The organism is Pseudomonas sp. DW-iso3 (assembly GCF_058725305.1).
Map to the genome: position 1 here is coordinate 43,415 of NZ_JBZXDZ010000004.1, position 20,716 is coordinate 64,130.

The window sequence follows — 20,716 nt, forward strand, 5'->3', positions numbered from 1 at the left end:
GTCAGGGCAGGGTGGTGAACAACTCCCGTCGAGCGCCTTCGGTAATCGCCACGATGCCGGGGTGCTTGACCTTGCGTTCCACCGAGATCGCGTAGAACGACTCGGTCACCGCCACGGTCTGGCCAATCAGCGCCACGCCGTACTGGCGCACCACTTCATCGGCAATCACGCTGGGGGCGATAAAGATCCCGCTGCCGGATTGGCCGAATGCCTGCATCAAGGCGCTGTCGTCGAATTCACCGATGATTTTTGGTTGGATCTGCTGTTCGGCAAACCAGCGCTGCAAACGACTGCGGACCACGGTTTCCGCCCCTGGAATCAATAGTGGCGCGCCGTGCAGGCATTGTGGGAAATCCCCGCCGTATGTGTCAGCCAACGCCTGGGTGGCGAAAAAGCTGATGCCACACTCGCCCAACTTCTGGCTGTAGCCCTTGATGTCCAAGTGTGTCGGCATGGGGCTGTCGGAAATCACCAGGTCCAGGCGCTGGATGGCCAGGTCGGCCAGCAGGCGTTCGAGCTTGTCTTCGCGGCAGGTAATGCGGATCGCCTCGCTCAACTCCATGGTCGGCGCAATCAGCCGGTAGACGATGGACTTGGGCACCACATCCGCCACGCCGACGCGGAACAGGATCTGCTGTTCATTGGGCTGCGCGCGCAGCATGGCCTCCAATTCATTGCCGGTCTGGAACATCTGCTCGGCATAGGGCAGGGCCTGGCGTCCGGCTTCAGTCAATTCCAGTTGACGGCCGACGCGCTGAAACAGCGCTATACCAAAGGTTTGTTCCAACAGGCTAATCTGCCCGCTGATGGTCTGGGGCGTGAGGTTAAGCTGCTCACACGCACGCACGATGCTGCCAGTCTTGGCCACCACCCAAAAATAGTGCAGTTGTCGGTAATTGAGCATGGCGATCATCACTTCGTAAAAATCGAAGTATACGCGAGAAAAATACGAATTTTCCTGAACTGTTCACCTGCATAGAATGCCTCGCTATCGCGGGGCCACTATCTGGACCCAATGGTTCTAACGAGGAAGACATCATGAAACTCAATTCCCTGGGCGCGGCATCGTTGCTTGCGCTTTCATTGGTGGTGATCAGCGGCTGCGATCAGGTCGAAAAAAGCGCGCAGCAGGTGCTGGGCAAGGCCACCGAATCGGCCAAGCAAGCCATCGATGACACGCATAAGGCGGCCGAGCAGGCATTGAGTGAAGCGACAAATGGCCTGATCAACCCACAGAAGAAGGATGATCAGGAAGAGAAAGAAACAGAATCGAACAGCAAAGAAGCCTAATTTTCCCGCACAACGTCAGGACTGACCTATGGATTACCTTTTACAACTGGCCGCCAGCCCCACCGCCTGGGTTGCCCTGGCGACCTTGATCGTCATGGAGATCGTGCTGGGCATCGATAACCTGATCTTCATCTCGATCCTCACCAACAAGCTGCCGGAGCAGCATCGAGCCAAGGCGCGGCGCATCGGTATCAGCATGGCGTTGGTGTTGCGTCTGGGCCTGTTGAGTACCATCGCGTTCATCGTGCAGTTGACCGCGCCGGTATTCGAAGTGTTTGGCCAGGCGTTTTCGTGGAAGGACATGATCCTGATCGCCGGTGGCCTGTTCCTGGTATGGAAGGCGACCACCGAGATCCATCACAGCATGGACCCGGAGCCGGAAGAGAAGGAAACCAGCGCTGGCAACGTCGTGGCCATCGGTTTCGCCGCGGCCATCGGCCAGATCCTGTTGCTCGACCTGGTGTTCTCCATCGACAGCATCATCACCGCCGTGGGCATGACCGAGCACTTGCCGATCATGATCATTGCCGTCGTGACCTCGGTGATCGTGATGCTGGTGGCGGCCGAGCCGTTGGCCAAGTTCATCAACGACAACCCGACCGTGGTAATGCTGGCCCTGGGCTTCCTGATCATGATCGGTATGACGTTGATCGCCGAAGGCTTCGGCGCCCATGTGCCTAAAGGCTACGTGTATGCGGCCATGGCGTTCTCGGCGGCGATCGAGTGCCTGAACATCGCCCGACGTAACCGTCACAAGCGTTTGCTGGCTGCCCGTCAGTAACCGCTGCACCCAATAGGCCGGCTGCGCTCACAAGAGCCCAGCCGGCTTTTGCTGTCTGTTAGAATTCGCGCACTTGATAGCGTGAGGTCCACCATGAACGAGCCGATTCGTCTTACCCAGTACAGCCATGGCGCGGGATGCGGTTGCAAGATATCGCCCCAGGTATTGGAGGTGATCCTCGCCGGTAGCGGCGCACAGAACCTCGATCCCAACCTGTGGGTGGGCAACGCGTCGCGCGATGACGCGGCGGTGTACGCGATTGATGACGAGCGCGGCGTGGTCTCGACCACTGACTTCTTTATGCCGATTGTCGATGACCCCTTCGATTTCGGCCGGATTGCTGCCACCAACGCAATCAGCGACATCTACGCTATGGGCGGCGACCCGCTGATGGCCATCGCCATTCTCGGCTGGCCGGTCAATGTGCTGGCGCCGGAGATTGCCCGGGAGGTGATCCGTGGCGGCCGTTCGGTGTGCGATGAAGCCGGTATTCCCCTGGCGGGCGGTCACTCCATCGACGCCCCGGAGCCGATCTTCGGGCTGGCGGTGACCGGCATCGTGCAAAAGCGCCATATGAAGCGCAATGATACCGCTACCGTCGGTTGCCGCCTGTATCTCACCAAGCCCATTGGCATCGGCATCCTGACCACCGCTGAGAAGAAGGGCAAGTTGCGCGAGGCAGACATCGGCCTGGCACGTGACTGGATGTGTACCCTTAACAAGCCTGGCAGCCGTTTCGGCAAACTGGCGGGGGTAACGGCCATGACCGACGTCACTGGCTTCGGCCTCTTGGGCCATTTGGTGGAAATGGCTGACGGCAGCGGGGTGTCGGCACGCATCGAATACGCAAAAGTCCCACGCCTGCCTGGGATTGAGGACTACTTGGAGCAGGGCTGTATGCCGGGGGGGACCCTGCGCAACTTTGACAGTTATTCCAGCAAGCTCGGGCGTCTGCAGGAGCTGCATAAGCGCGTGCTGTGCGATCCGCAGACCAGTGGCGGGCTTTTGATAGCGGTCACCCCCGAGGGCGATGCCGAGTTCCATTCAGTGGCCGCGGAACTGGGCCTGAGCCTTGAGCCTATCGGCGCATTGGTTGAGCGACAGCGCCACGCGGTAGAGGTGTTTTAATGGCGACTGACATCACTGACTACCGCGACATCTTCCTCAATGACCGGCCGATGATGGACACCCGCGCGCCGGTCGAATTCGTCAAAGGCGCGTTCCCTGGGGCCGTCAACCTGCCGCTGATGACCGACGATGAACGCCAGCGTGTCGGCACCTGCTACAAGCAGCAGGGCCAGCAAGCGGCAATCGTGCTCGGACACGAACTGGTGTCCGGCGCGATCAAGGCGCAACGCATCGAACAGTGGGCGCAGTTCGCCCAGGCCAATCCCGAGGGCTACCTGTACTGCTTTCGCGGCGGTCTGCGTTCGCAGATCGTGCAGCAATGGCTCAAGACCGAGGCGGGCATTGAATACCCGCGTGTCGGCGGCGGCTATAAGGCCATGCGGTCCTTTTTGCTGGAGACCGTCGAGCAAGCGGCCACACAATGTGATTTCGTGTTGCTGGGCGGTATGACCGGCACCGGCAAGACCGAAGTCCTCGGCCAGTTGCGCAATGCCCTGGATCTGGAGGGGCATGCCAACCATCGCGGTTCCAGCTTCGGTAAGCGTGCTACGGGCCAGCCGTCCAACATCGACTTTGAAAACCGCCTGGCAGTGGACCTGCTGAAGAAACGTGCCGGCGGCATCGAGGGATTCGTGGTCGAGGACGAGAGCCGCATGATTGGCAGTTGTGCGTTGCCGTTGCCGTTGCACAAGGGGATGCAGACTTATCCCATGGTTTGGCTGGAGGACAGCGTCGAGGGGCGAGTCGAACGCATCCTGCGCGATTATGTCGTGGACCTGTGTGCGGAGTTCGTCGACGTATTTGGCGAGCAGGGCCACGCGCTGTTTGCCGAGCGGCTGACCCAGAGCCTGGCCAATATTCACAAGCGCCTCGGTGGCGAACGTTTCCAGCGACTGCAAGCGGTGATGCAGGACGCCCTGGCGGAGCAGACGCGCAGTGGCGCAGTGGATTTGCATAGGGTCTGGATCGAGGGGCTGCTGCGCGAGTACTACGACCCGATGTACGCGTTCCAGCGTGAAAGCAAAGGCGCGCGGATCGAGTTTGCCGGGGAGCAGGGCGCGGTGTTGGAGTATCTGCGCGAACGAATGGGGTGAACTTTTCGGGTGCCATCGCAGGCACGCCGGCGCCCACAGGCTGGTGTGTGAACACCGTCAAACGTGCGAGCTGGCGTGCCTTCGATGAGCGCCTGAAGCTCATCCAAAACCTAAAGAAGCACCGCTCCGATCAACCCACACACCACCCCCACCAGCATGGTCAATCCGGCAACCGTTGCCAGCACTCGCGCATCAAAATCCTTACGCAGCATCAGCAGTGACGGCAGGCTCACACTGGGCAAGGTCATCAACAGGGCCACGGCCGGGCCGGTGCCCATGCCCAGGGCCATCATGGTTTGTACGATAGGTATCTCTGCCGCCGTAGGAATCACGAACAACGTGCCGACAATCGCCAATGGCACCAGCCACACCAGGCTGTTGGTCATGGCCCCATCCACATGCGGGAACAGCCACACCCGCGCCGCGCCCAGGATCAGCACCGCCAGGATGTAGACCGGGATGGTGCTCCAGAACAGTTGCCACAGGGTGCGCAGCCAGCGGCTCAGGAAGGGTTGGGACTCGACAACGCTGACTTCGGCCATCGCCTCCAGCGCTGGCTCAGGAACCTGATCCGGCCGCGAAATGCGCTGCGCCACCAGCGACACACCCACCACCAACACAATGCCTGCCACCAGGCGTAACGCGGTAAAGCCCCAGCCCAGCACAAAGCCCATGAATACCAGGGTGGCAGGGTTGAGTACCGGGTTGGCGATCCAGAAGGCCAGCGCCGCGCCCACGGACACCTGCTGGCGGCGCATGCCTGCCGCAACCGGTGCCGCGCAGCAGCTGCACATCATCCCCGGCAAGGCAAACAGCCCGCCGCGCAAGGTAGACCCGAGTCCGGCACGGCCAAACAGGCGCAGCAGCCAATCGCGGGGTATCAGCACTTGCAACAGCGAACCGAGGATCACCGCCAGCACGGCGGCCTTCCAGATCGCGAGGAAATACACTTGGGCATAGGCCAGCGCAGCGGCCAGTGGCGCGCTTTGCTGATCGTTGAGGATCGAAGCGCCGATGCTGTGGTTGTCGGCGGCCACGAAGGCCTTGAGGTAGTAGGGCGACCACTTCACGTAGTAGAGGCCAACACAGGCAATCAGCAGGAACAGCGCTGGTTTCCACCAGAAAGACCAGCCTCGGTTGGGCTGGGATGAAGTGACGTTGGGCATGGTGTGAGTCCGCAGGTGAGTCAATAGCGACGCATCATACGCTGTCAGCTATCGGCACTCACTTGTGTCGGTGCCGGGCACCCTTCGGCGCCGTCGTTCAAGCCTTGCTTGTAGTTGCGGCTCAGCAAGGAGGCCTTGCCGTTGTGCCAGGTCAGCGTCAGTACATACAGCGTGTCGTAGTCGCTGCCGGACCAGTCGTCGGTGATGGTGTGTTTTTCGCCCGACGCTTCACTGGCCACCTTGTTGATCAGCTCCGGCAGGTAGCCGTGGGACCATGCGGTGTAGATGGTGGCGTTGTGGTACTTGTCTTCCACCAGCTCGTCGGCGAGGGCGCTGGTGTCATTCGCGGAAAACTTGATGTTCACCGGCAGGCCCAGCTTGATGGCGCTGGGGCTGATGGTCATCAGCGGTCGAATATAGCTGTAGGAATTGTCCAGCTCGCCTTCTTCCACATTGCGTGTCGGGTTGGCGGCGAAGACGAAATCGGCCTTGCCGAATTTGTCTGGCAATACCGTGGCCAGGTTCATTGCCCGGTTGAGGCCCTGGCAATTGAGTTGCCCCAGGCCCCCGGCGGGTTTTTCACCATGGCGCAGGAACACCAGGGTTTGCACGCCATCCACGGGTTCGGCGCTGCTGATGCGCGATTCCAGGGTCAGGCCGAGAGCGCCGCCAACCAATAACAGCGGCAACATGATGTATGAATATCGTTTCAGATGTCGCGCAAGGCACAAAGGCTTGATGGTCATTAGTGTCGAGTCTTCAGTGCATCGGGTTAAGGCGGACAAGCCCGGCCCCAGTAACGCATCCGGCGTCCTGCGGTGTTCCCTGTCGATATAACGCGTTGCCTCCATTCACTGTTTGAGCGTACTTGAGAGTGCCCGCGGGCCCATTGGTTCGCCCAAGCGGGATAATAGCCAGCAGTTATTGCGCATTGATGACTCATGCAGGACGCGTGGTAGATGACTATCATGGTTGCTTTCTGCCCAGGTACTTGCGATGAACCCACTCGCCGCTTTCCCGATCAACAGCAAATGGCCTGCTCAGCATCCCGAGCGCTTGCAACTCTATTCACTGCCGACGCCCAACGGAGTGAAAGTCTCAATCATGCTCGAAGAGCTGGGCCTGCCCTATGAAGCGCACAAAGTCAGCTTCGAGACACAGGACCAGTTGTCTCCCGAGTTCCTGTCCCTGAACCCCAACAACAAGATCCCCGCGATCATCGACCCCAATGGCCCCGGCGGTTCGCCACTGGCGCTGTTCGAGTCCGGTGCGATCCTGATCTACCTGGCGGAAAAAACCAGCCAACTGCTCCCCGAAGACCCGGCCACCCGCTATGAAACGATCCAATGGCTGATGTTCCAAATGGGCGGTATCGGCCCGATGTTTGGCCAGTTGGGTTTTTTCAACAAATTCGCCGGCAAGGCCTACGAAGACAAGCGTCCCCGCGATCGTTACGCCACCGAATCCCGGCGTTTGCTCGACGTGCTGGAGAAACGCCTGCTGGGCCGGACCTGGATCATGGGCGACGAGTACAGCATCGCCGATATCGCGACCTTCCCGTGGATCCGCAACCTGATCGGCTTCTACGAGTCCGGTGACCTCGTGGGCATTGCCGACTTTCCTAACGTGCTGCGCGCGCTGGACGGTTTCGTCGCACGGCCGGCAGTGATCCGTGGCCTCAATATTCCGAGTTAAAGCATGCCGACTTTCGATTTCAAACAGCTGGACGTCTTCAGCCGTGTGGCGCTCAAAGGCAACCCGCTGGCGGTGGTGTTCGGTGCAGACAGCCTGACTGACCAGCAGATGGCGGACTTCGCCAATTGGACCAACCTCAGTGAAACCACGTTTTTGCTGACACCGCGTGATCCAAGGGCTGACTATCGGGTGCGAATTTTCACCACCTTGACGGAGCTGCCGTTCGCCGGGCACCCGACGCTGGGCAGTTGCTACGCGTGGCTGCAGGCCGGCGGGGTCTCAAAAGGCGAGGAGATCATCCAGGAGTGCGAAATCGGCCTGGTGCGTATCCGTCGCCAGGGCGAAGAACTGGCATTTATCGCGCCACCGTTATTGCGCTCCGGGCCGCTGGAGGCCTCGTTGGTTGAACGCGTGCGCTTGGCGCTGGGCCTTGCACCCGAGGCCATCGTGCGCAGCCAATGGGTCGACAACGGCGCGGGCTGGCTGGCGGTGATGCTGGCTGACCGCAATCAGGTACTGGCTCTACAACCGGACTATTCGCAACTGCTCGGTTTGGCAGTGGGGGTGATTGCACCGTGCGACCCTGCTCACGACGATGTGGACGCGCAGTTTGAGGTCCGCGCCTTCATCGCGGGTGATGGCGCCCAGGAGGACCCGGCCACCGGCAGCCTGAACGCTGGCGTCGCCCAATGGCTGCTGGCCGAAGGCCTGGCGCCTGAGTGTTATGTGGTCAGCCAGGGCACGGCCATTGGACGGGCGGGGCGGATTCGCGTCGAGCGTCAGGGCGATGAAATCTGGGTTGGCGGCGCGGTGGCCGTCTGTATCGAAGGGCGACTGCAGCTCTAGATCAATGAATTGTTACGGGCGGCGCAATACACTATTGGCCCCTCGGCGTTTGTGCTGCCGGGGCGAAGGGGCATAAGCTTTCGCCCCAAAGATTTCTGCCTTCTGATAGGAAAGCCATGACCAGCCAGTTCCCCCAAGCCCGCCCACGCCGCCTGCGCCGCTCTCCGGAGCTGCGTGGTTTGTTTCAGGAAAGTGAATTCACCCTCAACGACCTGGTGTTGCCGATCTTCGTCGAAGAAGAAATCGACGACTTCGTGCCCATCACCAGCATGCCCGGTGTATTGCGCATCCCTGAGAAAAAACTGGCCGGTGAAGTCGAACGCTATGCCCGTGCCGGCATCAAGTCGGTCATGACCTTTGGCGTGTCACATCACCTGGATGCCAGCGGCAGCGACACCTGGAAGGAGCGTGGCCTGGTCTCGCGCATGTCCTCGATCATCAAGGACGCCGTGCCGGAAATGATCGTGATGTCCGACACCTGCTTCTGTGAATACACCGACCACGGCCACTGTGGTGTGATGCACGGTGCCCATGTCGACAACGATGCAACCCTGGTCAACCTCGGCAAGCAAGCCGTGGCTGCCGCCCGCGCCGGTGCTGACGTTATTGCGCCTTCGGCAGCGATGGACGGCCAGGTCCAGGCGATCCGCCGCGCGTTGGATGATGCGGGCTTCACCCATATCCCGATCATGGCGTACTCGACCAAATTCGCCTCGGCCCTATACGGCCCGTTCCGCGAAGCCGGGGGCAGCGCGCTCAAGGGCGACCGCAAAAGCTACCAGATGAACCCGATGAACCGCCGCGAAGCGGTGCGCGAGTCGCTGCTGGACGAGCAGGAAGGCGCGGACGCGCTGATGGTAAAGCCAGCCGGTGCCTACCTCGACATCATCCGCGACATCCGCGAAGCCTCGCGCCTGCCGGTGGCGGCGTATCAGGTCAGCGGCGAATACGCGATGATCAAATTCGGCGCCCAGGCGGGTGCGATTGATGAGGATCGCGTGGTGCGCGAGACCTTGGGATCGATCAAGCGTGCAGGTGCGGACCTGATTTTCACCTACTTCGCGATGGACCTGGCGCTGGCCGGGATCTAAGCCCATCCCCACGGTAGGCGTTGGCAAACCAGCGCCTACCGTTTTTTCGGTGTGTCAGCGCTGCGCAAACGCCAGGTTCAACCCCAGCCCCGCAAAGGCCGCTGCAAAGCTGCGCCGCAACCAATTCTGAACCCGTGGCGATTCGATCACTGCGCGGCGAAATACATTGGCCAGCAGGCCATACACCACGAACACCGCAAACGTCATCCCCATGAAGACAGCACTCAGCACCAGCATTTGCAGGGCCGGCGCAGTGCTGCCAGGCGTGACGAACTGGGGCAGGAAGGCCAGGAAAAAAATCGTCAGCTTAGGGTTGAGAATGTTCATCAACAGGCCGCGCAACATCAGGCTTCGTGCACTGGACAGCGTAGGGGGTTCGCTGACCGCAAAGGCCGAGCGGTCCCTCCAGGTGGCGTATGACACGTAGAGCAGGTAGGCAACGCCTGCGTACTTGAGCATATCGAACGCCAATGCGCTGGTGTGCAGCAGGGCGGAAAGGCCGAGTACCGACGCGAGCAAATGCGGGATGATCCCGGCGGTACAGCCCAGCGCTGCGAATACACTGGCGCGCTTGCCGGCGGTGAGGCCGGTGGACACCGTGAATATCACACCGGTGCCGGGGATCAATACGACAATAAGGCAGGTAATCAGGAAGTTCAGGCTGAGCATGGCATTCAAACTCCGTGTACGAATGGTCGATGACCGATCCTGTCACGTTTTACGGGTCACTGGCGAGTGCACAAGGTGGGCGAACCCTGGTTAGACTTGCCGGTCGATATCTGCAACGCCTGGCCCGTCGCCATCCAAGGAAGCCCAATGTATTCAAGCCGCCTGTTCCTCTGCCTTGCCACTTTGCTGGTGCTGGCCGGTTGCTCTACCACGCGCAACCCGCAACAGCCGGAGCGCAGCGAGGCCGAGGTGAAGGCGCAGATCGTGCGCCTGCTACCGGCCCAGGTGCCTGACCGCAAAGGTTGGGCCGAGGATATCTACACCGCCTTCGACACCCAAAAAATCTACCCCAGCACAGAAAACATCTGCGCCGTGCTGGCGGTTACCGAGCAGGAATCCACTTTTCAGGTCGACCCGCCGGTACCGAACATGGGCAAGATCGCCCAGGATGAAATCCTGCGGCGTGCCGGAAAAGTCCACGTACCGGCGTTCGTCGTACGCAGCGCACTGCAACTGCGCTCGCCCACCGGCAAGACCTACGCTGACCGCCTGAGTGCCGCGCGCACGGAGAAAGACCTGAGCGCCATCTTTGATGACTTCATCAGCATGGTGCCCCTGGGCAATACGCTGTTTGGTGGTTTCAACCCGGTGCATACCGCAGGCCCGATGCAGGTGAGTATCGACTTTGCGCAAAAACAGGCGCGGGGTTATCCCTATACGGTGGACGGCACCATTCGCCGCGAAGTCTTTACCCGCCGGGGGGGTATGTACTTTGGCATCGCGCATTTGCTCGGCTACCCAGTGAACTATGACCAGCCGTTGTACCGCTTTGCCGACTTCAATGCTGGCTGGTACGCCAGTCGCAATGCCGCGTTCCAGGCTGCCGTCAGCCGTGCGGCGGGCAAAGAGTTGGCGTTGGATGGAGATTTGATTCGCTACGGTTCACTGTTGCCGGGCACTACTGAGCTGGCGGTGCGTTCATTGGGCGCCAAGCTGGACATGCGCAACCCCAGCATCCGCAGCCAGCTGGAGCAGGGCGAGCAGCTGGATTTCGAGGACACCACGCTCTACAAACGCGTGTTTGCCCTGGCCGACAAGGCGGCGGGCAAGCCGATGCCACGGGCGATCCTGCCGGGCATCGCGCTCAAGAGTCCCAAGATCACCCGCAACCTCACCACCGCCTGGTTCGCCAAGCGGGTGGATGAGCGGTATCAGCGTTGCCTGAAACGCTGATCAATTTTTGTTCGAGCGGGGCTCCTGTGGTGAGCGGGCTTGCCCGCTCACCACAGGACGGCTCCTCACTACAAAGCGCCGCCACAGCCATACCCACAACCACACCACCGGGAATGCCAGGATCACGAACGGCAGCACATAGCTTGACCGCTCCAGGGCGTCGGCGGTGCCTTCCACCAAGTTGTCGCCCAGGTTGTTGAACATCCGGCTGAACCGTGACTGCTGGTTCGCACCATCGGAGGAGCGGAAATTCAGGGTCACACGGTTAGTGTCGAGGCGGCGTTGCTGGCCGGCGGCGACCTGCGCCAGTTCCTGCAGTTCGTTTTCAATGCCCGCCTGTTCCTTGCTCAAGGCAATCAGGTCACTGACGGTGATGTCTTTGCGCTTGGCCAGTTCGTCGAGGCGCAGTTGCTGGGATTGCAGCCGATCCTGGCGACGGCGCACATCGGCAACGGCATCGGCCAGGTCTTCGGCGGTGGTAATGCGCTGGCCGAGCGTGCCACCTTCAGCGGCCATCGCGACCATCGGCTCAACACCGGTGGGCGCGATGCGCAGGATGATCTGACCGCCACTGCCGTCTTCGGTGATGCCGAGGATATTGCAGGCGCCAAAGCGCGCGGTTTCGCAGGCTTCGCGGGTGGCCTGCATGCGCGGTGCGAGCAGGGCGCCGGGCAGGGCCAGGCTCAGTTCGTGTTCGTAGGCCAATTGAGCGCCGGCACGGCTTTGTTCGCCGTTGATCACCCTCGCGCGCGAAGAGTCACTGGGCGAGCAGCCGACCAGCGCCAGGCCGGCCAGTAGCATCAAAATTGGTCCACGAAGTGGGTGGGATTTGCCGTCCGTGTGGCGCATTGCAGTTCCTTGAAGGGGGCGGTGCGGCGATTAAAGCGGGTCTGGTGGATTAACGCAAAGCATCACGGGGGATTTGCATGATGGATGGTCATGGCCGCTGGTACCGGCGAGGCGTACATCTCAACCCTCATGCTAAGGAAGAGCCCGTCATGATCACTCACGTCGTACCAGAAGGCTTTGTTTCACTGCCGCGCAGCAGTCCCTTGCTTGATCTGCTCGGCCCGGCATATTGCCGAGGGGAGGGACTGCAATTGGAAATCGGCCTGCGTGCCGACAATCGTCACGCCAATGGACGCGGCACCGTGCATGGCGGAGTGTTGGCGACCCTGGCAGATATCGGCATGGGTTATGCGATGGCGTTTTCCAGTGAGCCGCCGTTGCCGTTGATTACCGCGAGCATGACCTTGGATTACCTGGGTGCAGTGCAGGTGGGGGAGTGGGTTGTGGTGCGCTTGGAACATCACAAGCGGGGGCGGCAGATGGCGTTTGCCACGGTGAGCCTGCAGGTGGGGGAGAAGGTGGTGGCGCGGGCGAGTGCGGTGTTTGCGGTGCCGCGTTCTGACTGACGATTGGAGGTCAAATGTGGGAGCTGGCTTGCCTGCGATAGCGGTGGGTCAGGTTAACCATCGGGTACAGGTAGACCGCCATCGCAGGCAAGCCAGCTCCCACATTGACCGTGTCCTTTCAGGGGATCGAGAAGAAGAAAAGGCCCGGTTTTCGTGGAACCGGGCCTCTTCTATGTTGCTCTTTGAATCAGCTGCGTTCGAGAGCGAGGGCCACACCCTGGCCGCCACCGATGCACAGCGTTGCCAGGCCTTTCTTGGCATCGCGCTTGATCATTTCGTGCAACAGCGTCACCAGCACACGGCAGCCTGATGCGCCGATCGGGTGGCCGATGGCGATGGCACCACCGTTGACGTTGACCTTCTCTGCATCCCACTCCAGCTCTTTGCCCACCGCCAGGGATTGCGCGGCGAAGGCTTCGTTGGCTTCGATCAGGTCCAGGTCGCCCAGGCTCCAGCCGGCTTTGTCGAGGCAGCGGCGGGTGGCCGATACCGGGCCAATGCCCATGATGGCAGGGTCTACGCCCGCATTGGCGTAGCTGGCGATGCGCGCCAGTACCGGCAAGCCGAGGGCCTTGGCCTTGTCGGCGCTCATCAGCAGCACTGCAGCGGCGCCGTCGTTGAGGCTGGAGGCGTTACCGGCGGTGACGCTGCCGTCTTTCTTGAACGCAGGTTTCAGTTTGGCCAGGGACTCGGCAGTGGTGCCGGCGCGCGGCTGCTCATCCACGGCGAAGGCCACCGGGTCGCCTTTGCGCTGGGGAATCAGGATCGGGGTGATCTCATCGACGAAGCGGCCCGCTTCGATAGCAGCAGTGGCTTTCTGCTGGGACGCCGCAGCGAAAGCGTCCTGGGCTTCGCGGCTGATGCCGTACTTGTCCACCAGGTTTTCGGCGGTGATGCCCATGTGGTAGTCGTTGAACGCATCCCACAGGCCATCGGTGATCATGCTGTCGATCATTTTGGCGTGGCCCATGCGCAAACCGGTGCGGGCGGCTGGCAGCACATAAGGGGCCAGGCTCATGTTTTCCATACCGCCGGCGATGATCACTTCGGCGTCACCGCAACGGATGGCCTGGGCACCCAGGTGCAGGGCCTTGAGGCCGGAGCCGCAGACCTTGTTCAAGGTCAGGCTCGGCACCGCGTGGGGCAGGCCGGCGAGGATCGAGGCCTGGCGTGCCGGGTTCTGGCCGCTGCCGGCGGTGAGTACCTGGCCGAGGATCACTTCATCCACTTGGGCCGGGTCGAGGCCGGTCTGTTCCAACAGGCGACGGATCACGGCGGCGCCCAGTTCCGGAGCCGGAATGCTTGCCAGCGAACCCTGGAAGCTGCCCACGGCGGTGCGGGTGGCAGCAACAATCACGACGTCTTGCATGGAATCTGTCCTCACTGGAAGTGCATTTCTGGAACGTGGTCCGGGACGATCAGTTTACCGGCGGTCTTGCTCACAATCTCTTCAACGCTGACGCCAGGTGCGCGTTCCTTGAGGACAAAAGCGCCATTTTCGATTTCCAGGTAGGCCAGGTCGGTCAATACACGCTTGATGCAGTGGGCGCCGGTCAGCGGCAGGCTGCACTGGCTGAGCAACTTTGACTCACCGTCCTTGGACGCGTGGGTCATGATCACGATGATGTTTTCTGCACCGGCCACCAGGTCCATGGCGCCCCCCATGCCTTTGACCAGTTTGCCGGGGATCATCCACGACGCGATGTTGCCTTGTACGTCTACTTCAAACGCGCCAAGTACAGTGAGGTCGACGTGGCCGCCGCGGATCATCGCGAAGGACTCGGCGGAGGAGAAGATCGACGCACCGATGCGTGCGGTCACGGTCTGTTTGCCGGCGTTGATCATGTCGGCATCAATGGTTTCTTCGGTAGGAAAAGGACCCATGCCGAGCAGGCCGTTTTCCGATTGCAGCATCACTTCCATGCCTTCGGGGATGTAGTTGGCCACCAGGGTCGGAATGCCGATACCGAGGTTGACGTAGAAGCCGTCCTGCATTTCGCGGGCGACGCGTTGAGCCATTTGTTCGCGGGTAAGAGCCATTTTAGGTGTCCTTATTATTCGGGCTGGAGGCGGATTATTTGCGCACGGTGCGCTGTTCGATGCGCTTCTCGAACGTGCCGCAGATGATCCGGTCGACGTAGATGCCAGGGGTGTGGATCTGCGCCGGGTCCAGCTCGCCCGGTTCGACGATTTCTTCCACTTCGACCACGGTGATCTTGCCGGCGGTGGCGGCCAGTGGGTTGAAGTTCTGGGCGGTGTGGCGATAGATGACGTTGCCGAAATGGTCGGCTTTCCAGCCTTTGACGATGGCGAAGTCGCCGGTGATGGACTCTTCCATCAGGTAGGGACGACCGTTGAATTCGCGGGTTTCCTTGCCTTCGGCCACAGGCGTGCCAACGCCGGTAGCGGTGAAAAAGGCCGGGATGCCGGCGCCGCCAGCGCGCATTTTTTCGGCCAGGGTGCCTTGGGGGGTCAGCACCACTTCGATTTCGCCGCTGAGCAATTGCTTCTCGAACAGCGCGTTCTCGCCGACGTAGGACGCGATCACCTTGCTGATCTGCTTCTCTTCGAGCAGCACGCCCAGGCCGAAACCGTCGACGCCGCAGTTGTTGGAGACCACGGTCAGGTCGCGGGTGCCTTTGCGCTTGATCTCGGCGATGAGGTTTTCGGGAATGCCGCACAGGCCGAAACCGCCGGAGAGTACGGTCATGCCGTCTTCCAGGCCTGCCAGTGCTTCCTCGTAGGACGCCACGCGTTTATCGAAACCTGCCATATGCACCTCTTTTATTGTTTGTGGGCCAGCCAATGAACCGAGTGTTGCTCCGGCTGATTGATTTGTTAAGTTGTTTTTTAAGGTTGATTGATTTAAAAAACAGCATAGTTGCCGAACCGTTTGGAGTCGCGTCATGACAGTTAAACAGATGCGCGCGTTTCTCGCCGTGGCCCAAAGCCTGAGTTTTGCCGCCGCCTGCGAGCGTCTGCACCTTTCCCAATCGGCGTTGAGCCTGACCATCAAGGGCCTGGAAGAAGGGCTGGGCGGGCGTTTATTCAGCCGCAATACACGCAACGTTGCCCTGACGCCTGAGGGCGAGTCCCTGCTGCCCCTGGCGCGCCGGCTGATTGCCGACTGGGACAACGCTGAAGACGAACTGCGCCAGCGTTTCACCTTGCAGCGTGGCCGAGTGACCGTCGCGGCGATGCCATCGTTTGCGGGCAATTTGCTGCCACCGATCCTGAAGATATTCCGCGCGCGTTACCCTCAAGTGAATGTGACCGTGCATGACTTGATCAATGAGCAGGTGCTGGAGATGGTGCGCGACCGGCAGGTGGAGTTGGGCGTGGCGTTCGAGCCTGCGGAAGGTTCATCACTGGCGTTTACGCCGTTGTACCTTGATCGCTTCATCGCAGTGGTGCCTGGTGATTCGCCTTTGGCAGAGTGTGCTGAAATCGATTGGAACACCTTGCTGGAACAGCCGTTCATCACGTTGCAAAGGCCTTCCACAGTGCGGGTGATGCTGGAAGAACACCTGGGCGCTCTCCACATGAAGCTGCCGGTAGCCCTGGAAAGCCATCAACTGGCGACGGTGGGCAAGATGGTTGCCAGCGGTTTGGGCGTCAGTGCTGTGCCCGCGTTGTGCGCACGGCAAATGGAGGAGGCGGGCGCTCATTGCATCACCTTGAGCGATCCGGTGATCGAACGGCCGATTGGTGTACTGACCAAGCCAGGGCATGAGCTGTCGGCGGCGGCGCAGGTGTTGTTTGATATTTTCCGGGATGAAGCGGCAAAGGGGCGGTTTCCTGCATTGTTATAAGACAGGCATTAAAAAGCCCGCTTGAACTAACAAGCGGGCTTAACTGTTTAATGCTGTTATCAGCAGTATCTATCAATCACTTTAACGTTCGATTGGCCTTTGAGGTTCTGCCATTCGGTATTAAGTGTGTGGAATACCTGCTCGATGAAGTTGCGATCGGCGGCGGCTTTCTTTCCGACATAGCCCTGGCCACGACGGTACATTTTCAGGCGCGCTGCCAGTTCACGGTTATTGCGGTCGAACTCGGCTTCTTCGGTGTGGGGCGCCAGGCAGTCGATTTGGACTTCGCCCGATTTGCCAATCCACAGGATATGGTCGTCGAGTGTGTCTTTCTGCGCTGCGAACATCTCAGCCAATTCTTCGATAGTTGGTTGGTTGTTCAGATTCATGTGTAAGCCCCTTGACCAGTTGGCGATCTATCAGTTGGTTCGTTAAAACATCTTTAGTTGTCTCCGGTTAAGAAAACCGGGCGTCAGCGACTGTCTGCCGAATACGGGCAGGGTCTTGAACCTGATGCATGTAGTCTTGCTGATGAACTGCTACGCAATGCTTTCATAACGAAGACAAGCCGCATTTGAGCGCCTTGTACCGAGCCTCTCGGTCCGGTCAGCTTCATCAATCCGCCTTGTGGGCAGTGCACATCCGGAAAAAACAGCTCGGCGGTCAGACGAGCTTGTTCAAAACGCTTGTTACCAACGCTCCCGATCCGGGAGACGTCTCGATAATGCAAGGACAAAAACGTTACGTCAACGATTATGTAGTGATTATTTTTTATCACTACATAAATCGCCGTGAGGACGGGAGAATGCAGGAAAACGTGACTTGGGCGTCATTTTCTGGAGGGGGGAGTCGTAGGGCCGAGCCAGTGAATTCGACACAAAGCACAGTAGGCGCCCGCAAGCCAGCGCCTACAGTTTTGATTGGCGGTGTACGGGTTACCGCAAACGGTCGGTCAACAGCGGCAACAACCGCTCGCACGACGCCTGGATCTTCACGTGCAACAGCTCATCCCCTCGAGTCTTGCCCAAGTTGATGGCAATGACCGGTTTGCCCTGTTCGACCATGGCTTTGCACAGGCGAAACGCCGAGTAGGCCATCAGCGACGAGCCCACCACCAGCAAACCCTCGGCATGCTCTACTGCATTCATCGCCCTGGCGGCTGTCGCCGGGGCTACGTTTTCGCCAAAAAACACTACATCCGGCTTCAGGCGCTCGCCATTGCAATGGGGGCAGCGGGGAACCTGGAAGTGTTCTTCAAACGCAGGATCGAGCAAGGTGTCGCCATCCGGTGCTTGCACCGCGTGGACGTGCGCCAGGTAGGGGTTGTCGATTTCCATCTGCCGCTGGATCGCATCACGCTGGCTGCGCAACTGGCAGTCCAGGCACAGCACCCGGTGCAGTCTGCCGTGCAGTTCGATCACGTCATGGCTGCCGGCTTGATCATGCAGGGTGTCGACGTTCTGGGTGATCAACCCGCTGATTCGCTCACGTTGTTGCAGCGCCGCCAGCGCCAGGTGCGCCTTGTTCGGTTGCGAGATGCGTACCCTCGGCCACCCCAGCATTGCTCGCGCCCAGTAACGGCGCCGCGCCTGCGGAGTGGCGAGGAATTCCTGGTACATCATCGGCGCCTTGCCCCGGCGCACGCCTTCGCTGTCGCGGTAATCGGGAATACCAGACGACGTGCTGATCCCCGCACCGGTCAATACCAGAAAACGCCGTTCCGCCAAGGCCCGGTACAGGGTGTCGAGGTGCTCCTCTGTATGTTCCAGCGTGTCGAGCATGGGTTCCCCTATTCGCCGCGGATGTATTGCTCCAGCTGTTTGATCAGGTCGGCCTGGTCGGCAATGGCTTCTTTTACAAGGTCACCGATGGAGAGCAACCCCAGCAGTTTGCCGTCTTCGACCACTGGCAGGTGGCGCAGGTGACTGTCGGTCATGATGTTCATGCACTCATCGACCTTTTTATGGGTGTCGACGGTGATCACCGGAGAGCTCATCACCTCATGGACTTTTGTGGTGACCGACGACAGCCCCTTGAGCATGATTTTTCGTGCGTAGTCACGTTCGCTGATGATGCCTACCACCACGCCATCCTGGACGACCGGCAAGGCGCCGACGTTTTTCTCCGACATCCGCACCAGTGCTTCAAACACGGTGTGGTCATGTTTGATGACATGGACTTCCTGGTTTTTCTGGTCCTTGGCTTTGAGCACTTGTGCAACGGTTTTCATGGCGGCCACTCCGGTGTTGTTGTTAGTGGGTCAGGGTCCCCTTACAGAATCCTAGACGGCCCACGCCGCGGCAAGGTCCAAAGCGGCGTTAAACCCGTCGAAAAACGTCATTCGCCGGATTTTTTCGGTGTTTAACCGGCATTTGTCGGTTTTTTCGCCCGCTTGGGGCTGGCCGCCGTCTTGCGGGGCGCGCTTTTACGTTTCTTTTTCCACGGTGTGGCGCCTCGACCTGCCGGGCTGGCCGGGCCAGTGATGGTCATGCGCATGCCATTGCAGCGCGCGACTTGCTTGCTCATCCAGGCCGCCTGTTTGGCGACGAATTCTTCCAGGCTCATTTCGCCGCTTTGCACCATGTCCAGCGCCTGCTCCCAGATCGCGGTGGTGCCCGGGTCAGCAATCGCGCGGGGCACTGCATCGATCAGGCTGAACGCCGCCGGCGTGGCCGACAGCGCCTTGCCGTTCTTCACCAGGTAACCCCGGTCCAGCAACCCCTGGATGATGCCGGCGCGAGTGGCCTCGGTGCCGATGCCAGTGGTGTCCTTGAGCTTTTGCTTGAGCAGCGGGTCTTCCACCAGTTTGGCGACGTTTTTCATCGCCTTGATAAGGTCACCTTCGGTGAAGGGCTTGGGCGGTTGGGTCCACAGGTCCTTGAGGTTGACCTTGGCCACCGCATAATCCTGGCCCTGCGCCAATGCCGGCAATGCTTGTGGGGCTGGCGCTTCCCGCCCTTTTGCCGGCGCCAGGGCTTCTGGCAACGCGCGTTTCCAACCGGGTTCGATCACCACTTTACCCACCGCGCGCAACGCTTGCCCCGCGCAATCGAAGTCCGCCTGGGTGCGGTCGTATTCATGGTTGGGCAGGAACTGCGCCAGGTAGCGTGCACGAATCAAGGTGTACACCGCGCGGTGCTTGCCGGTGAGTTGCCCCACGTCCTTGCCGGCACCGGTAGGGATGATGCCGTGGTGGGCGCTGACCTTGGCGTCATTCCACGCCCGCGAGCGACGCTGGGTCTCGATATGTGGCATCAGTTCGTTCACCGCGGCATCGGCGCGCGCCAGTGCAGCAAGAATCTTCGGCGCTTCGCTGTGCTGGCTCAGTGGCAGGTAGCCGCAATCGCTGCGTGGGTAGGTGATGACTTTGTGGGTTTCATACAGCGACTGGGCAATATCCAGGGTTTCCTGGGCGCCAAGGCCGAGTTTCTTGGAGCAGATTTCCTGCAGGGTGCCGAGGTCGAAGGGCAGGGGGGCAACTTCGCGCATGCGCTCGGTGCGCAGCTTGACCAGCCGCGCGGTGGCGGCGTTGCGCATGGCGTCGGCGGCGTCTCGCGCCAGTTGCGGGTCGAGGCAGCGGCCCTGGTCATCACAGGCATCCTCGGCCGCGCGCCATTGGGCGGTGAACGTGATGCGCTCGTGCTGCAGGTCGACATCGATGGCCCAGTAAGCCACCGGTACAAAATCGGCAATACTGCGGTCGCGGTCCACCACCAGGCGCAAGGTCGGCGTTTGCACCCGTCCCACGGGCAATACGCCCTGGTAGCCGGATTGGCGCCCAAGCAAGGTAAACAGGCGGCTCATGTTCATGCCGATCAGCCAGTCAGCGCGAGAACGGCCCAGGGCCGAGTGGTACAGGCTGAAGGTCTCGGCGCCGGGCTTGAGGGCCGCCAGGGCTTTGCGGATGGAGGCGTCGTCCAGCGCCGACAGCCACAGCCGCTGGATCGGTCCGCGATAGCGGCAATGCTCCACCAGCTCACGGGCGATCATCTCGCCTTCACGGTCGGCATCGGTGGCGATCACCAGTTCCTGGGCCTCTCCCAGTAAACGCTTGACGGCCTTGAACTGGTTGGCGGTCTTGGGTTTGACGCGCATCTTCCATTTTTCCGGGACGATCGGCAGGTCGGCCAGTACCCAGCGCTTGTACTTCTCGTCGTAGGCGTCGGGCGGGGCGGTTTCCAGCAGGTGGCCGATGCACCAGGTGACCGTGACGCCATTGCCCAGCCAGCAGCCGTCGCCCCGGCGACTGGCGCCGAGTACGGCCGCGATATCCTTGGCCTGGGAGGGTTTTTCACAGAGGTACAGCCGCATGGTCATCACATCAGATCGGGTTGATGCCTTGCAGGATGCTCAGTCGGAGGGCTTTGATCAACCTTTATCTGTATGGATGTACAGCAATTTGTGTGGTCATCACAAAACAAATGTGGGAGCGGGCTTGCTCGCGAAGGGGGTGGATCAGTCAACTTTTCTGCGACTGATCCACGCTCTTCGTGAGC

The 20,716-nt window shown here is 60.5% G+C and carries 22 protein-coding genes; 10 read left to right on the forward strand and 12 right to left on the reverse strand.

What is annotated here, in order from left to right; genetic code table 11:
• Position 1: 1 nt before the first annotated feature.
• Positions 2-904 (reverse strand): transcriptional activator NhaR, encoded by a 903-nt coding sequence (gene nhaR / locus AC4PS7_RS12410; protein WP_010211336.1) that lies wholly within the window; start codon positions 902-904, stop codon positions 2-4.
• 134 nt (positions 905-1,038) lie between these two features.
• Between nhaR and AC4PS7_RS12415 the strand changes: the two genes are divergently transcribed.
• The 4 genes from AC4PS7_RS12415 to mnmH all read left to right on the forward strand — a co-directional run bounded on the left by AC4PS7_RS12415 (position 1,039) and on the right by mnmH (position 4,293).
• Positions 1,039-1,290, forward strand: a complete 252-nt coding sequence (locus AC4PS7_RS12415; protein ID WP_010211334.1) for a hypothetical protein — start codon at positions 1,039-1,041, stop codon at positions 1,288-1,290.
• Between the two features lie 28 nt (positions 1,291-1,318).
• Positions 1,319-2,071: a TerC family protein gene (locus tag AC4PS7_RS12420; protein ID WP_010211333.1), complete on the forward strand. Its 753-nt coding sequence runs from the start codon at positions 1,319-1,321 to the stop codon at positions 2,069-2,071.
• Positions 2,072-2,164: 93 nt separating this feature from the next.
• On the forward strand, positions 2,165-3,199 hold the full coding sequence (gene selD, locus AC4PS7_RS12425; RefSeq protein ID WP_010211332.1) for a selenide, water dikinase SelD: 1,035 nt from the start codon (positions 2,165-2,167) through the stop codon (positions 3,197-3,199).
• Complete coding sequence (gene mnmH / locus AC4PS7_RS12430) at positions 3,199-4,293, forward strand: tRNA 2-selenouridine(34) synthase MnmH (protein WP_492179441.1); 1,095 nt, start codon at positions 3,199-3,201, stop codon at positions 4,291-4,293. Before selD ends, mnmH begins: the two co-directional genes overlap by 1 nt.
• A 110-nt stretch (positions 4,294-4,403) precedes the next feature.
• On the opposite strand, the gene AC4PS7_RS12435 is transcribed toward mnmH, so the two are convergent.
• The gene (locus AC4PS7_RS12435; protein ID WP_010211330.1) at positions 4,404-5,459 is read right to left on the reverse strand and encodes a permease; all 1,056 of its coding nucleotides are present in this window, start codon (positions 5,457-5,459) and stop codon (positions 4,404-4,406) included.
• Positions 5,460-5,503: 44 nt separating this feature from the next.
• Positions 5,504-6,205 (reverse strand): hypothetical protein, encoded by a 702-nt coding sequence (locus AC4PS7_RS12440; RefSeq protein WP_021492025.1) that lies wholly within the window; start codon positions 6,203-6,205, stop codon positions 5,504-5,506.
• Positions 6,206-6,455: 250 nt separating this feature from the next.
• Between AC4PS7_RS12440 and AC4PS7_RS12445 the strand changes: the two genes are divergently transcribed.
• From AC4PS7_RS12445 to hemB, 3 genes are all read left to right on the forward strand, one after another.
• On the forward strand, positions 6,456-7,154 hold the full coding sequence (locus tag AC4PS7_RS12445) for a glutathione S-transferase N-terminal domain-containing protein (RefSeq protein WP_236266795.1): 699 nt from the start codon (positions 6,456-6,458) through the stop codon (positions 7,152-7,154).
• 3 nt (positions 7,155-7,157) lie between these two features.
• Positions 7,158-8,000, forward strand: a complete 843-nt coding sequence (locus AC4PS7_RS12450; protein ID WP_010211327.1) for a PhzF family phenazine biosynthesis protein — start codon at positions 7,158-7,160, stop codon at positions 7,998-8,000.
• A 116-nt stretch (positions 8,001-8,116) separates the two neighbouring features.
• Entirely contained in the window at positions 8,117-9,091 is a 975-nt protein-coding gene (gene hemB / locus AC4PS7_RS12455) for a porphobilinogen synthase (protein WP_010211326.1), read from the forward strand.
• Between the two features lie 54 nt (positions 9,092-9,145).
• Here hemB and AC4PS7_RS12460 read toward each other — a convergent pair whose 3' ends face one another.
• The gene (locus tag AC4PS7_RS12460; RefSeq protein WP_154973622.1) at positions 9,146-9,760 is read right to left on the reverse strand and encodes a LysE family translocator; all 615 of its coding nucleotides are present in this window, start codon (positions 9,758-9,760) and stop codon (positions 9,146-9,148) included.
• A gap of 147 nt (positions 9,761-9,907) precedes the next feature.
• On the opposite strand from AC4PS7_RS12460, the gene AC4PS7_RS12465 reads away from it, so the two are divergent.
• Positions 9,908-10,993, forward strand: a complete 1,086-nt coding sequence (locus AC4PS7_RS12465) for a DUF1615 domain-containing protein (RefSeq protein ID WP_042571482.1) — start codon at positions 9,908-9,910, stop codon at positions 10,991-10,993.
• On the opposite strand, the gene AC4PS7_RS12470 is transcribed toward AC4PS7_RS12465, so the two are convergent.
• A complete protein-coding gene (locus AC4PS7_RS12470; protein ID WP_021493376.1) occupies positions 10,994-11,842 on the reverse strand; it encodes a DUF4349 domain-containing protein in 849 nt (282 codons plus the stop codon). It lies immediately after the preceding gene.
• A gap of 149 nt (positions 11,843-11,991) precedes the next feature.
• On the opposite strand from AC4PS7_RS12470, the gene AC4PS7_RS12475 reads away from it, so the two are divergent.
• A complete protein-coding gene (locus AC4PS7_RS12475; RefSeq protein ID WP_044286963.1) occupies positions 11,992-12,408 on the forward strand; it encodes a PaaI family thioesterase in 417 nt (138 codons plus the stop codon).
• Between the two features lie 187 nt (positions 12,409-12,595).
• Here AC4PS7_RS12475 and AC4PS7_RS12480 read toward each other — a convergent pair whose 3' ends face one another.
• From AC4PS7_RS12480 to AC4PS7_RS12490, 3 genes are read right to left on the reverse strand one after another with little or no spacing between them, the layout of a single operon-like run.
• Positions 12,596-13,777 carry an acetyl-CoA C-acetyltransferase gene (locus AC4PS7_RS12480; protein ID WP_010211321.1) on the reverse strand — a complete coding sequence of 394 codons (1,182 nt, stop codon included), beginning with the start codon at positions 13,775-13,777 and terminating at the stop codon, positions 12,596-12,598.
• Positions 13,778-13,788: 11 nt separating this feature from the next.
• Positions 13,789-14,448, reverse strand: a complete 660-nt coding sequence (locus AC4PS7_RS12485; protein ID WP_010211320.1) for a CoA transferase subunit B — start codon at positions 14,446-14,448, stop codon at positions 13,789-13,791.
• A 34-nt stretch (positions 14,449-14,482) separates the two neighbouring features.
• Entirely contained in the window at positions 14,483-15,181 is a 699-nt protein-coding gene (locus AC4PS7_RS12490) for a CoA transferase subunit A (RefSeq protein WP_010211319.1), read from the reverse strand.
• 133 nt (positions 15,182-15,314) lie between these two features.
• Here AC4PS7_RS12490 and AC4PS7_RS12495 point away from each other — a divergent pair, with 133 nt between their 5' ends.
• Positions 15,315-16,220, forward strand: a complete 906-nt coding sequence (locus tag AC4PS7_RS12495) for a LysR family transcriptional regulator (protein WP_021493374.1) — start codon at positions 15,315-15,317, stop codon at positions 16,218-16,220.
• Positions 16,221-16,279: 59 nt separating this feature from the next.
• Here the strand turns inward: AC4PS7_RS12495 and AC4PS7_RS12500 are convergent, their stop codons facing one another.
• The 4 genes from AC4PS7_RS12500 to AC4PS7_RS12515 all read right to left on the reverse strand — a co-directional run bounded on the left by AC4PS7_RS12500 (position 16,280) and on the right by AC4PS7_RS12515 (position 20,531).
• Complete coding sequence (locus tag AC4PS7_RS12500) at positions 16,280-16,609, reverse strand: hypothetical protein (protein WP_010211317.1); 330 nt, start codon at positions 16,607-16,609, stop codon at positions 16,280-16,282.
• A 546-nt stretch (positions 16,610-17,155) separates the two neighbouring features.
• Positions 17,156-18,001 (reverse strand): NAD-dependent protein deacetylase, encoded by an 846-nt coding sequence (locus tag AC4PS7_RS12505; protein WP_492179443.1) that lies wholly within the window; start codon positions 17,999-18,001, stop codon positions 17,156-17,158.
• An 8-nt stretch (positions 18,002-18,009) separates the two neighbouring features.
• Entirely contained in the window at positions 18,010-18,450 is a 441-nt protein-coding gene (locus AC4PS7_RS12510) for a CBS domain-containing protein (RefSeq protein WP_016977364.1), read from the reverse strand.
• A 131-nt stretch (positions 18,451-18,581) separates the two neighbouring features.
• On the reverse strand, positions 18,582-20,531 hold the full coding sequence (locus tag AC4PS7_RS12515; protein WP_492179444.1) for a DNA topoisomerase III: 1,950 nt from the start codon (positions 20,529-20,531) through the stop codon (positions 18,582-18,584).
• Between the last annotated feature and the right edge of the window lie 185 nt (positions 20,532-20,716).